Source organism: Acidithiobacillus sp., assembly GCF_023255755.1.
Taxonomy (GTDB): Bacteria; Pseudomonadota; Gammaproteobacteria; order Acidithiobacillales; family Acidithiobacillaceae; genus Acidithiobacillus.
In genome coordinates this window covers 1-12,576 of sequence record NZ_JAGDVS010000149.1, presented here as the reverse complement: position 1 = coordinate 12,576, position 12,576 = coordinate 1, and the positions used below count along the sequence as shown (strand labels likewise).

At 60.5% G+C, this 12,576-nt stretch carries 13 protein-coding genes; all 13 read left to right on the top strand.

Annotated elements, in window-relative coordinates:
- Window positions 1–41: 41 nt before the first annotated feature.
- The gene (locus tag Q0C48_RS10405; protein WP_291524090.1) at window positions 42–2,054 is read left to right on the top strand and encodes a hypothetical protein; all 2,013 of its coding nucleotides are present in this window, start codon (window positions 42–44) and stop codon (window positions 2,052–2,054) included.
- 4 nt (window positions 2,055–2,058) lie between these two features.
- The gene (locus Q0C48_RS10400) at window positions 2,059–2,742 is read left to right on the top strand and encodes a DUF1318 domain-containing protein (RefSeq protein ID WP_291524088.1); all 684 of its coding nucleotides are present in this window, start codon (window positions 2,059–2,061) and stop codon (window positions 2,740–2,742) included.
- Window positions 2,727–3,560 (top strand): 3'-5' exonuclease, encoded by an 834-nt coding sequence (locus tag Q0C48_RS10395; protein WP_291524087.1) that lies wholly within the window; start codon window positions 2,727–2,729, stop codon window positions 3,558–3,560. The genes Q0C48_RS10400 and Q0C48_RS10395 overlap by 16 nt, the downstream gene beginning before the upstream one ends.
- Window positions 3,535–4,857 carry a 23S rRNA (uracil(1939)-C(5))-methyltransferase RlmD gene (gene rlmD / locus Q0C48_RS10390; RefSeq protein WP_291524085.1) on the top strand — a complete coding sequence of 441 codons (1,323 nt, stop codon included), beginning with the start codon at window positions 3,535–3,537 and terminating at the stop codon, window positions 4,855–4,857. The genes Q0C48_RS10395 and rlmD overlap by 26 nt, the downstream gene beginning before the upstream one ends.
- Before the next feature lies 1 nt (window position 4,858).
- Complete coding sequence (locus Q0C48_RS10385) at window positions 4,859–5,377, top strand: L,D-transpeptidase (protein ID WP_291524083.1); 519 nt, start codon at window positions 4,859–4,861, stop codon at window positions 5,375–5,377.
- Window positions 5,378–7,519, top strand: coding sequence for an APC family permease (locus tag Q0C48_RS10380; RefSeq protein ID WP_291524081.1), 2,142 nt, complete (start codon window positions 5,378–5,380; stop codon window positions 7,517–7,519).
- Complete coding sequence (gene nagZ, locus Q0C48_RS10375) at window positions 7,503–8,567, top strand: beta-N-acetylhexosaminidase (RefSeq protein WP_291524079.1); 1,065 nt, start codon at window positions 7,503–7,505, stop codon at window positions 8,565–8,567. Before Q0C48_RS10380 ends, nagZ begins: the two co-directional genes overlap by 17 nt.
- A 124-nt stretch (window positions 8,568–8,691) precedes the next feature.
- A complete protein-coding gene (gene rpsF, locus Q0C48_RS10370; RefSeq protein WP_291524077.1) occupies window positions 8,692–9,096 on the top strand; it encodes a 30S ribosomal protein S6 in 405 nt (134 codons plus the stop codon).
- A 15-nt stretch (window positions 9,097–9,111) separates the two neighbouring features.
- On the top strand, window positions 9,112–9,387 hold the full coding sequence (rpsR, locus tag Q0C48_RS10365) for a 30S ribosomal protein S18 (RefSeq protein WP_291524075.1): 276 nt from the start codon (window positions 9,112–9,114) through the stop codon (window positions 9,385–9,387).
- Between the two features lie 15 nt (window positions 9,388–9,402).
- Window positions 9,403–10,320: a DUF2232 domain-containing protein gene (locus Q0C48_RS10360; RefSeq protein WP_291524073.1), complete on the top strand. Its 918-nt coding sequence runs from the start codon at window positions 9,403–9,405 to the stop codon at window positions 10,318–10,320.
- Between the two features lie 37 nt (window positions 10,321–10,357).
- Window positions 10,358–10,804: a 50S ribosomal protein L9 gene (rplI, locus tag Q0C48_RS10355; protein ID WP_291524071.1), complete on the top strand. Its 447-nt coding sequence runs from the start codon at window positions 10,358–10,360 to the stop codon at window positions 10,802–10,804.
- 25 nt (window positions 10,805–10,829) lie between these two features.
- Window positions 10,830–12,203 carry a replicative DNA helicase gene (dnaB, locus tag Q0C48_RS10350; RefSeq protein ID WP_291524069.1) on the top strand — a complete coding sequence of 458 codons (1,374 nt, stop codon included), beginning with the start codon at window positions 10,830–10,832 and terminating at the stop codon, window positions 12,201–12,203.
- Between the two features lie 87 nt (window positions 12,204–12,290).
- A partial coding sequence (locus Q0C48_RS10345) for an alanine racemase (RefSeq protein ID WP_291524067.1) occupies window positions 12,291–12,576 on the top strand: 286 nt, incomplete at its 3' end.

The following is a 12,576-nucleotide window of genomic DNA, read 5'->3' as shown; positions in this document are numbered from 1 at the left end:
ACGGGCGCAGCAGGGCTTTGCCGATAGCCGTCCGGTGGTCTATGACGCTGTGCCTGGGGCTCGCTATCAGCGGCGTGGCCGGGGCACAAATTCTGGAAATCAGCGCCGCACAGATAAGCGGAGCGGGCTGGACGGCGCAGCGCTTGCACGCGACGCTGACCACATCGGCGCAGGGCGATCAGTTCAGTCTGGCGGCGGGCGTCGCGCAAGCGGGCGAACGCAAACTCTGGCGGCATGCCCGACTGCAATGCGGGCTCCAGACGGCGCAGGGTTGGGCGTGTCGTCAAGGTCTTCTGGTGGTGGACGGCAGCCCGTGGGGCGCACTGCATGGCGATGGGCAAGTACAGTTGCGGCAGGTGGGCGGCAGTGGGCAAGCCATGCTGGCATTGCGCGGTGTGCAATTCGGCAGCGCCCGCGTGCAGGTGCAAAGTACCGCCGCCGGAAAGTGGCATCTGACGGGTGCGGGCAGCCTGCCGGTTGCCGGTCTGGTGCGCGCCTTCACCCTGCTGCCTGCCACCTGGCAGACCTCAGGGCAGGCCCGATGGCAAGTCCGGGCGCGGGGCGCAAGCTGGGCAAAGGCGCGTCAGATGGCCTTTGAATTGCAGGGTAGCCAGCTCCAGTTCAGTAGCCCGGACGGTTTGCAGGCCGCCCAGGGTGTCGCATTGCAGCTCCAAGGGGACGGTGTATATACCGGGCAATGGCACGGCACTGCCCGGATGCGCTGGACCCAGGGGGGTGTCCTCTGGAGTCCATGGTACTGGACAGCCCCCGCCGCAGCGGTGCGGATACAAACCCGCTGGCAACAGACGGCCAAGGCCTGGCAACTGGACCAGGGAAGCATCCGCTGGCCCGGCCTCGGGCAGGGCGGTTTTGCGTTGTACCGCCCGACTCAGGGCGGGGTGCTGCGCTGGCAGATCCGGGATATGGATGTAGCAATGGCGCCCCTGTATGCGAACTGGATTAAACCGCTGGCTCCCCCCGGCGGTCTCGCGGCCCAGTTGCAGGCCTCGGGGCAAGTGCATTTTTCCGTGGCGGGAGAGGGTGGTCTGAGTGCGCTGAAATGGGATTTGCGCAACGCGGCTATTTCCAGTCCCAGGGGGCATCTTGCGGTGACGGGCGTGAATAGCCGGGGTGCCTGGAGTCGTACCGGCAAGGCCTCTGATGCGGTGCTTCGCTGGCAGTCCGCGGAACTCTATCATATTCCGGCGGGCGCGCTGCATGCGGAGCTGGTCCTCAATCCCCAGGGCTTTCAGTTGCAACAGCCTTTCACCCTGGCCCTGCTGGGGGGCGAACTGCATTTTCGGCATCTGGCGGCACGTTGGGCAGGACCCCGGTCGGGTTTTAGCATGAGCGGCGACTTGCGAGGGGTCAGCATGGCCCAATTGACCCAGATCATGCATTGGCCGCCGTTTACCGGGACGGTATCGGCCACCATCCCGGAACTGCAGTATCACGCGGGAGACATCACCACCAGCGGCGTACTTTCCGCCCAGGTGTTCGGAGGCGAGGTGCGGGTGGGCGATCTGCATATTGAGAATTTCCTCGGTGTTTTGCCCCTGCTGCGGGCCAACATCGGGATTGCCGGGTTGCAACTGAAGCCCTTGACTGACGCCTTCCACTTTGGCTACATCAGCGGGGTGCTCAATGGTGACGTAAAAAATCTCACCCTGCTGAACTGGTCGCCGGAGGCTTTTCAGGCGCAGTTTCATACGGTTCCCGTTCATGGCGTGTCTCAGAAAATCAGCTATGCGGCGGTCCAGAGTCTTACCAGGTTGGGCGGCGGTAACGGCATCAGCGGATTTTTTCAGGGCATGTTTCTACGGATGTTTAAGACCTTTGCATACGCGCATCTGGGGATGGGTGTGCATCTCAAGGACGGTGTCGCCGAATTGTCCGGAGTGGGGACAGAGGATTCGGGTTTTGTGATCCTTCAGGGGCAAGGGCTGCCCAGGGTGGATATAGTGGGGTACAATCGCCGGGTGGACTGGGACGAGTTGCTGGCGCGTCTGAAAACCGCCATGCATAGTGGTGCCCAAGTCGGTACAGGAGAGTGAGCAAATGACAAAGCAGGGTTGGCTGAAAACGCAGGGCTGGCGCAGTGTGCTGGCACTGGGATTGCTTATGGCGCTGTCCGCTTGTGTGACCGTCAACATTTACTTTCCGGCTGCGGCGGCCCAGAAACTGGCGGATCAGGTGGTCGGTGAGGTGTATAAGGCCGCTGCCAAGGGTGCCTTGCAGGCCCCGGTTGCTCCGGCAGTATCGGCACCGGCGCCGCCTGCCCGATCCGCCGCTTCGGCTACGGATTCCCTGAGCATGGCATCCCCCTACCATGCGGCCAGCTACCTGCTGGCCATGGGCTTCTCGGCCATCAGCGGCACGGCGGAGGCTGCCGCGAACCTCGATGCTTCCAGTCCCGGGGTGCAATCGGCGCGGGCGCAGGTGGAGGCACTGGCGACGCAAATGCATCCTTACTTTGTCAGCGGCGCGGTAGGTTACACGGCCAATGGTCAGGTGACGATCCATGATGCGGCAGCCGTGTCGCTGCCGCAGCGGGCTCCGCTCAATGGGCTGGTGGCCAGTTATAATCAGGCGCTCAGCAATCTCTATCAGCAGATCGCTGATGCCAATGGTCATCCCGAGTGGGCGGGGCAAATTCAGCAGACTTTTGCCGAGACCTGGATCGACAAAGCACCCGCAGGATACTGGTACCAGTCGCCCAGTGGTCAGTGGCAGAAGAAATAGTCACCATCTTGCAGAATATTCTGGTTTTTGACATCGAGACAGTGCCCGACGTTGCCGGTGGGCGGCGGGTGCACGACATTGCGTTGGGGGATGACGCGGGCGTGGCGGAATTGCTGCAGCACCAGCGCCGCATCGAAACCCAGGGCGCGACGGAGTTCCTGCGCCCTTATTTGCATCGGGTCGTGGCTATTTCTGCTCTTTGGTGGCAGGGCGAGCAGGTCAAGCTCAACAGTTTCGGCAAGGCGGACGATGACGAAGCCACTCTCGTCGCTGCCTTCTTTCAGTTCATCCAGCGTCATGCTCCGCAACTGGTTTCCTGGAATGGAGCGGCCTTTGACCTCCCGGTACTGCATTACCGCGCCCTGCTCCACGGTATCCCTGCGGCCCGCTACTGGGAGCAGGGACAGACCGATCAGAGTTATCGCTGGAATAATTACACCAGCCGTTACCACGAGCGCCATCTCGACCTCATGGACATCCTCTCTGCCTACCAGATGCGCAATGTCGCCCGCCTCCAGGACGTGGCACTCTTGTTGGGGCTGCCTGGCAAGCTGGGGATGAGCGGCGCGGAGGTCTGGACCCGTTATCAGGCCGGAGAGCTGGCGGGCATCCGCCACTACTGCGAAGTCGATGTGCTGAACACAGCCCTGGTCCATCTGCGTTTTGAGCTGACCCGCGGGCATCTCGACAAATCGGCTTATGATGCCTGCCAGACGCAATTGCGGTCTTACTTACAAAGCCGGGACGAGGCCCACGTCCAGGAATTTCTCACCTTGTGGCCAGAGAATCTGCATGTCGCGTCCCAAGCCCATTCATAACGCTCAGCCTGAGCAGGTGTTTATCGAAAGTCTGGATGCCGAAGGACGCGGGATTGCCCGTGTGGAGGGCAAAGTGCTTTTTGTCGATGGGGCGTTGCCCGGCGAGCGGGTCTGGGCACGGCGTACTCAGGACCACAAGAGCTTTGATCGTGCCGAGTTGCTGCAAGTGGTCAAAGCATCCTCCCTGCGGGTGTCGCCGCCTTGTCCGCACTTTGGCGTCTGCGGGGGCTGCAGCCTGCAGCATCTGGAGCCAGCGGCGCAGGTGGCTATCAAGCAAAGACAACTGGAAGATAATCTCTGGCGCATCGGCAAGGTCCGCCCCGGACGCGTCCTGCCCCCCATTCATGGCCCGAGCCTGGGCTATCGCAGCAAGGCGCGACTTTCGGTGCGGACGCCAAAAACTCGGGGCGCACTGGTCGGTTTCCGCGAACGCAACAGCAGTTATGTCGTGGATATGGGGCAATGTCTGACCCTTGACCCGCGCATCGGGCAACGCATTCTGCCCCTGCGGGCGCTGATCGGGCAGATGCAATCGCCCCAGGATTTTCCGCAGATTGAAGTGGCCGCCACGCCGGATGCGGTCGCTCTGGTGTTTCGTCACATGCGGCTGCTGGCGGAAAGCGATCTGCAGCACTTGCGTGCTTTTGGTGTGCAACACGACCTGCAGATATGGTTGCAGCCGCGCGGGCCGGAGACCCTGCATCCTTTATGGCCGGAGCAGCCGGAACCCCTTCATTACGACCTGCCGGATTATCAGTTGCGCCTGCGTTTTGATCCGCTGGTCTTCACTCAGGTCAATCAGGCGGTGAATCAGGTGATGGTGCGCCGCGCCATGGCGCTGCTGCAGCCGCAACCGGGAGAGCAGATCCTGGATCTCTTCTGCGGGCTCGGGAATTTTACCCTACCTATTGCCCGACTGGGAGCGCAGGTGCTTGGCATTGAAGGGGATGCCCGGTTGGTCGCGCTGGCCACCGAGAATGCCGCCGCCAATGGCCTGGCGGATAAAGCCCGATATGCCGTAGCCGATCTCACCCAGGCGCAGATGGAAGATTTTGCTCCGGCGGGCGCCATCGACAAAATGCTCATCGACCCGCCCCGCAGTGGCGCCATTGAAGTGCTGCGCAGTCTAACCCCCGGCGTCCGCCGCCTGGTGTATGTCTCCTGCAATCCGGCGACCCTGGCCCGTGATGCGGCGTATCTGATACACGAACGCGGCTATCATCTGCAGGCGGCTGGCGTCGTCAACATGTTTCCCCATACCGCCCATGTCGAATCCATCGCCCTCTTTGAGCGCTGAAATGCCCCCACGCTGGCTCTGGGTGGATGTCTCCGCCCAGCGGTTGCGCGAGATGAGCGGCGCTGAGCCGCGCTCGGAGTATGTCATATCCACGGCTCGTAACGGACTCGGTGAACGGCGTGACAGCGGTTGCACGCCGCGCGGATGGCATGTAGTGCGCGCGCGCATCGGTGAAGGCCTGCCCACGACGGCAATCCTGCGCGGCCGACGCTGGACCGGTGCCTGTTACAGCCCGGAGTGGGCGGCGGGCCAGCCGCGGCAAGACTGGATTCTTGGTCGCATTCTTTGGCTCTCCGGCAGCGAAAGCGGTTTTAATCGTGGTGGCTTTCAGGATACCTTCCGCCGTTATATCTACATCCACGGCACTGCCGATGTGGATCATCTCGGCCAGCCGGTATCGGCGGGCTGTGTGCGGATGGCGCCGGATGCGGTATGCATGCTCTTTGCAGCATGTCCTGTAAACACCCCTGTTTTTATCGGCCTGCAGCCACCGCTGCGTTCCCCCGCTAGGAGGCACTGAGTGGCCTGGATCCGCTTACCCCGTTTTCGTCGCGCCGTAAACGTGTTCAACCCCAAACTCTTCGAGAACCTTTCGCTCGCGGCCTTTCTGGCCTGGGTCGGCCTGGGTTCCGATGCCCTGTCTTCCTCCGCCTATGGTCCTCCGGAAATCTACTATGCCCTGAAGGGACATGAATATCTGGCCGTTTTTCTGGCCATCGGCATCCCGCTCTCGGTGTTTATCATCTCGGCAGGTTACAAACAGGTCATTGCTCTTTTTCCCGACGGTGGGGGTGGTTATCACACCGCATCTACCCTGTTAGGGCCGAAGGCGGGTCTGGTCAGTGGCGCCGCTTTGATTGTCGATTACATTTTAACGGCGGCGATCTCGGTGGCATCGGGTACCGAGGCGCTGCTGAGTACCATGCCTTCCTCCTGGTACAGCGAGCGCATTCTCTTGGATGTCGCTGCGTTGCTATTCCTGATCTTCATCAATTTGCGCGGTATGAAGGAATCCATCAAGATTTTGTTGCCGATCTTTATGGCTTTCGTCCTGACCCACACCATACTCCTCGGTTGGGGTCTGCTGAGCCACGTGGAAGCCGTGCCGGCCATCGCCTATAACACCGTTGCGGGTGTTCGGCATGACAGCATGCAATACGGCTGGATCTTTATTGTGGCCCTGATATTGCGGGCCTTCAGCCTGGGTGGTGGTACCTATACGGGTTTGGAAGCCGTAGCCAACGGCGTGCATATCATGCGTGAGCCGCGTGTGCAGACTGGCCAGCGCACGATGACCTTGCTGGCGACGTCTCTGTCTCTGGTCGCGGGCAGTCTGATTTTTTTGTACCTGATGTACCACGTGCATGGCCAGCAGGGGCAAACCCTGAATGCCGTGCTCTACGGCGCGATTACCCAGGGGTGGACGGTGGGGGGCATCCCCTTCGGTTCGACGGCGACACTGCTTACCCTGATTAGCGAGGGCCTGCTCCTCTTCATCGCCGCCAATACGGGTATTATCACGGCGCCTATCGTCATGGCGAATATGGCCGTCGATCGTTGGTTGCCAGAACGCTTTTCCTACCTGTCGGATCGTTTTGTATCGCGCAATGGCGTGTTGCTCATTGGCTTTGCGGCTATTGCCATCCTCCTCGCGACGGGCGGACACGTCAGCATCCTGGTGGTGCTGTACAGCATCAATGTATTCATCACCTTTACCCTGACCATGGCGGGATTGAGCCGGCACTGGTTTGCCCAGCGGCATCAGGAGCCACTCTGGCGGGGCCGACTTGCCGTCAGTGTTCTGGGCTTTATGGTCACGGCATCTATTCTTGCCATCACCATTTTCGAGAAATTCGATGCGGGCGGCTGGTTCACCCTGCTGGTCACCGCGATTGTGGTGGGTCTCGGATATTTGATCTATCGCCATTACAAAAGTATCAGTAAAATCACCGCCGAACTGGACGAAACCATGCTGGATGTGGTGCCCGAACATCTGGAGTCCGGCCCCAACCTGCCCCTGGATCCGCGTGGCGCCACTGCCGTATTTTTTGTCAGCCGTTTTGACGGCCTGGGGTTGCATACCTTGCTGACGGCGCACCGTATGGTCAGTGGCTTCGTCAAGAACTATGTGTTCCTGCTGGCGGGTATTGTGGGTCAGGGTGAGTTTAAGGGTATCAAGGCCCTGGAAGACCTGAAGGTGTATGTAGAGACTGAGGCCAACCAGTATATGGCCTTTTGCCGCAACGAAGGGATGGCGGCAACCTGGTTCGCCACCTACTCCACCGACCGTATCCTGGCGATGGAGGAATTGGCTAATGTCGCTATCCGTTATTTTCCGCAGAGCATCTTCTTTGCCGGGCGGGTGATTGATACGTCTGTGCAGGGACCCTTCCACGGACTGCTGCATGATGAAGTCAGCTTTATCGTGCAGGATCGCCTGCAGCATGACGGTTTCAGTATGATGATCGTGCCCGTGCATGTGCGCGGTATTCCCAGCCAGCCACCGAGTATTGCTCTGCCGATTTCCATGCCGCCGGATATGCAGTTGGTGCAGAACGAAGAGGTGGACAAGGAAGAAGCCAAGGCCCGTGCCGCAGCCAAGGCGCAGGCCAAGGCGCAGGCCAGTACGCAGGAGTCCACCCCCCATGCCGCTACAGACTGAGCTGCAGCGCCCCACACGGGGTCCGCTGATGGTCGATATTGCCGGGCTGCAGCCCACCGCCGCAGAATGCGCGATGCTGCGCCAGCCGGCAGTGGGAGGCGTCATCCTTTTTGCCCGCAACTGTGTCGATGCCGAACAGGTGCGCGCCCTGTGCGGCGAATTGCATGCGCTGCGTTCTCCGCCGCTCCTCATCGGTATTGATCAGGAAGGGGGGCGGGTGCAGCGACTGCGTGCCGGGGTGACGCGCTTCCCACCCATGGCGACTCTGGGTCGTTTGGCGGATCGTGATGGACTGGAAAAGGCGCAGGCGGCGGCACGGGACTGGGGGCTTCTACTCGGTACAGAACTCCGGGCGCTCGGCCTGGACATGGACTTTACCCCCTGTGTAGATCTGGATCGCGGTGTTTCTGCGGTGATCGGCGACCGTGCCATCCATCGCGACCCCGAGTGGGTGGGTGTTATCGCGGTAGCGTTCTGGGAGGGTATGGTACGGACCGGTTTGCAGGGGGTCGCCAAGCATTTTCCCGGTCACGGTGCGGTAGCCGCAGACTCTCATCTCGATTTACCTCTGGATGAGCGTCCGCTCAGCGCCATTCAGGAAGACCTCCAGCCCTTCGCTGCCCTGATTGCTGCGGGGATTCCGGCGATTATGCCCGCGCATTGTCTCTATCCCCAGGTAGATACTGAACGCCCTGCTGGTTTCTCGTTGCGCTGGCTGCAGGACATTCTCCGCAAAGATATGGGCTTCACTGGTGTGGTGGTCAGTGACGACCTCAGCATGGCGGGTGCGCATGGAGTCGGCGATATGGCGGCGCGGGTGGATGCGGCACTGGCGGCAGGCGCGGACTTACTGCTGATCTGTAACGATCCGGAGAACGCGCAAATGGCAGTCACCCATTTACAGTCCAAGGATAAGCTCCCGACGGGTGACCGCCTGGAGAGACTCGGCGGCAACGCCACGACATCACCCCTGTCTGCTACAGACCGGGCGCGCTGTCTGCAGCAGATCGAGCAATTGCGGGCTCTGGCCCCCGGATGCGCTGGCTGACGCGCAGACCAAAAGGTTAACCCCTTGTTTTTCCCGCGGCGCGTATTAGAATACGCCCTCACCTTTTACTCCTTGTTCGGGCGATAGGCGCCCGGACTCCGCAGTGAACCATAAGGAGCAACTTTTGCGTCATTATGAAATTGTGTTTTTGGTCCATCCTGACCAAAGTGAGCAGGTTCCCCAGATGATTGAGCGCTATCGCGGCATGATCGAGAGCGATGGCGGGCATTTCCATCGTCTGGAAGACTGGGGTCGCCGGCAACTGGCCTACCCCATCAAGAAGGCCCACAAGGCCCATTATGTCCTGATGAACGTGGAATGCACCGGGGCCGCTTTGGCTGAGCTGGAAGACGCCTTCCGCTTCAACGATGCGGTATTGCGCCACCTGATTTTGGCCCGCGATGAAGCTGTCACCGTCCCTTCCTTCCTGGCCCGCGATGAGACGGATCGTCGTGACCGCAGTGAAGAAACCGCCGAAGGCGAGAGCGAGCCGGACCACAGCGATAATGAAGCCGTAGTAACGGCTTAATCAAGGAGATTTCAGATGGCATTTAATCGGGACAGAGATCGGGATAGTGATGGCGACAAGCGTGGCGGTGGCAGTAACTTTACCCGTCGCCGTAAGTTCTGCCGTTTCAAGGCAGAAGGCGTCAAAGAGATCGACTACAAGGACCTGAAAACCTTGCAGGCCTATGTGGGTGAGACGGGTAAAATCGTCCCCAGCCGGATTACCGGAACCAGCAATTTGTATCAGCGGCAGTTGACTACAGCGATCAAACGCGCCCGTTTTCTGGCGTTATTGCCCTACGTCGTGCGTTAAGGCACTGGCGTTCCGGTGGCGGCGCAGACAGAAGGTGGGGTCTTGCGCTGGTTTCTCAGCGGACGCTGGCAAGCCGGCATCAGTATTGCTGTACTTTTTAGTGTTGCGGGACTGGTCCCCTTTCTTGCCGGGCCGTTACTGCTCAACTGCATCGCTTTGGTGGCGCTGGTTACCCTGCAGGCCGGACGCAAGGAGAGCTTCGAGGTTCTGCTGATTGCCGGGGTCGCCTCCGCACTGTTTACACTGAACCCGTGGTATGGTGTGGCGTTTGCTTTGGTGGCCTGGCTGCCGGGGCGGCTGTTGGGGGAAGGCTTGCAGTGGGACCTGCAGTGGGGCGGGGTAGTTTGGGTGACTATCGGCTTGTCTGTTTTAACGCTGGTGCTCTCGCTTTGGGTCATACCGCAAGGGGTGGGTCCGGCCTTCTGGCAAACGCAGATGGAACATTTGCTGGCGCCAGCGCGTAAAGAGTTAAGTACGACACAGCGCCAGATATTGGGTGACATGATCCGCTTGATGCCAGGGATTCTCGCCGCCGGTATGGCGCTGCTCTGGACGCTGGCAGCGTTGCTGGCCAGTCGCTGGCGCGAACGTTTCCAGGGTATTCTGGTGCCGCAACGGGTGTTTCGGGACTGGGTGCTGCCGGATCGGCTGATCTGGTTGCTCGTCGTGACGTTGTTGGGCATCGGCCTGCTGCATGGCAATGCGCTATGGCCGGTACAGAACCTTGCCATTTTGGTCGGCGGCCTGTATCTGCTGCAGGGCCTGAGTTTTGTGCACCTGTGGTTTGTGTCAAGGGGCTGGCCCCTGATCGCGCTGGCGGCTTTTTATATTGGACTGATCCTGCTTTCACAGTTCCTGCTGGTGGTTGCTGTGCTGGGCATTGTGGATCGTGTTTTTCACTTGCGCCAACGGCTTGTCGGCTCGCGGTCCTGATAGCGGTTTTGCAAGGAATTTTTTGGAGGGATTTGAAATGAAAGTGATTTTGCTGGAACGTATCAACAAGTTGGGGCGTCTGGGTGATGTGGTCGAAGTGCGACCGGGCTATGGGCGCAATTTTCTGGTGCCGCAGGGGAAGGCCATAGTGGCCAACCAGCGCAATCTGGAAGACTTTGCCGCGCGTAAAGCGGCTTTGGAGCATGTCGAGTCAGAGCGTTTGCAGGCGGCTCAGAAACGCGCTGCCGCGTTGGCGGAAGCCGTGGTCAAAATCGCCTTGCAGGCGGGCGAAGATGGCCGTTTGTTTGGTTCAGTGGGCTTGCATGATATCAGCGCTGCGCTGGCGGCTCTGGGTCATGAAGTGGCCCATTCGGAAATCCGCTTGGCGGATGGCCCGATCAAGCGGATAGGTGAATTCCCGGCGCGATTGCATCTGCACCCGGAAGTGGAGCTGGACGTGATGGTGTTCGTCGAGCGCGCCTGACCCCGGCGCTGGCGGGGACGGCGGAGTGTTCGAGTCTGCGGACTATGGCGGCGGGGTTAAGGCACCGCCGCACTCTATTGAGGCGGAGCAATCCGTCATCGGTGCCCTGCTGATTGATCCCGATACAGCGGATCAAGTGACCGAGGCGGTGACGGCCGAAGATTTTTATGAGCGTCGTCACCGCCAGGTTTTCCAGGCCATCAGTGCCATGTTGGGTGCCGGGCGGGCGGTAGACGCCGTCACGGTCTCCGAGTGGTTGCAAGATCACGAGCAACTTGCTGAGGTGGGCGGGGTGCAGTATCTCCTCATGCTGGCCAACGAGACACCCTCGGCGGCCAATGTGCTCGCCTATGCACGCATCGTGCGGGAGCGGGCTACCCTGCGCGATCTCATTCGGGTTGGTCGGGAAATTGCCGAGCTCGCCTATCGTCCGGAAGGGCGGGAAGCCCAGGCACTGTTGGACGAGGCGGAAAGCCGGGTCTTTCAGCTCGCCGAAGGGCAGCAGCGGGCCGGTGAAGGCTTCAAGCAACTCAAGGATGCACTCCCGGCGGTCATCGACCGGATCGAGACCATCGCCCGCGAGAAAAAAGGCGTCACGGGTCTGTCCACAGGCTTTGCCGATCTGGACGAGAAAACCTCCGGCCTGCACCCGGGCCAGCTCATCATCGTCGCCGGTCGTCCGAGTATGGGCAAAACCTCTTTCGCCATGAATATAGCTGAGCATGTCGCCTGTAATGAAGGCAAGCCGGTGGCGGTTTTCAGCATGGAAATGCCGACGGACGAGATCGTCTTGCGGGCACTCTCGTCGCGGGGGAGGGTGGACCAACACCGCTTGCGCAATGGCAGCCTGGGTAATGATGACTGGCCGCGCATCGCCCATGCCATCGGTGAACTCGGCAATGCGCCGTTGTTTGCGGACGACTCGGCGGCGCTGACGCCGACGGATTTGCGCTCGCGGGCGCGTCGGCTGAAGCGAGAGCATGGTTTGGCGCTGATTGTGGTCGACTATCTGCAACTCATGCAGGTGCCGGGGAGGGGGGACAATCGGGTCGCAGAGATTTCCGAGATCAGCCGTTCGCTCAAGGCGTTGGCCAAAGAGTTGTCTATCCCGGTGATTGCGCTCTCGCAGCTCAACCGCAGTCTGGAAAGCCGTACCGAAAAGCGTCCGCAGATGTCCGATCTGCGTGAATCCGGCGCTATTGAACAGGACGCCGATCTGATTCTCTTCCTTTACCGCGATGAGGTGTATTACAAGGACAAGGAAGAGGTGAAGGGCATTGCCGAGGTGATCATCGGTAAGCAGCGCAACGGACCCATCGGGACCGTGCGGATGAGCTTCTTCGGTGAATATACCCGCTTTGAGAATTATGCGCCGTCCGGGGATAGTTTCGGGCATTAGTTGCGTGCACCAAGCCGGATCACCAGCGCGCCGTCCATGCATTTCTTTCGCGGGATTTTTTCGCGCTTTGGGGTGTATCATTAGTCCATGACCCGCCCGATTGTTGCCGATATCTCCGCTGCCGCGCTGCGCCATAATGTAGCGGTGGTGCGCGAATATGCACCACACGCACAAATTATGGCGGCGGTGAAGGCGAATGCTTATGGGCATGCGGTGACGCTTTGCGCCCCAGTGCTGGCTGAGGCCGGAGTGGACGCCTTTGCGGTGGCCTCCCTGGAAGAGGCGGAAACACTTCATGCACTGCGTCTGGAGCGGCCGGTTTGTCTGCTCGGGGGGCCTTTTGACGCGGAGGAGGTCGCCGTTGCGGCGGCGC

What these genes read in the sequence shown, in the direction of transcription:
- Q0C48_RS10405 (WP_291524090.1), top strand. Translation starts at nt 42, where the DNA reads ATGACGCTGTGCCTGGGGCTCGCTATCAGCGGCGTGGCCGGGGCACAA.
- Q0C48_RS10400 (WP_291524088.1), top strand. Translation starts at nt 2,059, where the DNA reads ATGACAAAGCAGGGTTGGCTGAAAACGCAGGGCTGGCGCAGTGTGCTG.
- rlmD (WP_291524085.1), top strand. Translation starts at nt 3,535, where the DNA reads ATGTCGCGTCCCAAGCCCATTCATAACGCTCAGCCTGAGCAGGTGTTT.
- Q0C48_RS10385 (WP_291524083.1), top strand. Translation starts at nt 4,859, where the DNA reads ATGCCCCCACGCTGGCTCTGGGTGGATGTCTCCGCCCAGCGGTTGCGC.
- nagZ (WP_291524079.1), top strand. Translation starts at nt 7,503, where the DNA reads ATGCCGCTACAGACTGAGCTGCAGCGCCCCACACGGGGTCCGCTGATG.
- rpsR (WP_291524075.1), top strand. Translation starts at nt 9,112, where the DNA reads ATGGCATTTAATCGGGACAGAGATCGGGATAGTGATGGCGACAAGCGT.
- rplI (WP_291524071.1), top strand. Translation starts at nt 10,358, where the DNA reads ATGAAAGTGATTTTGCTGGAACGTATCAACAAGTTGGGGCGTCTGGGT.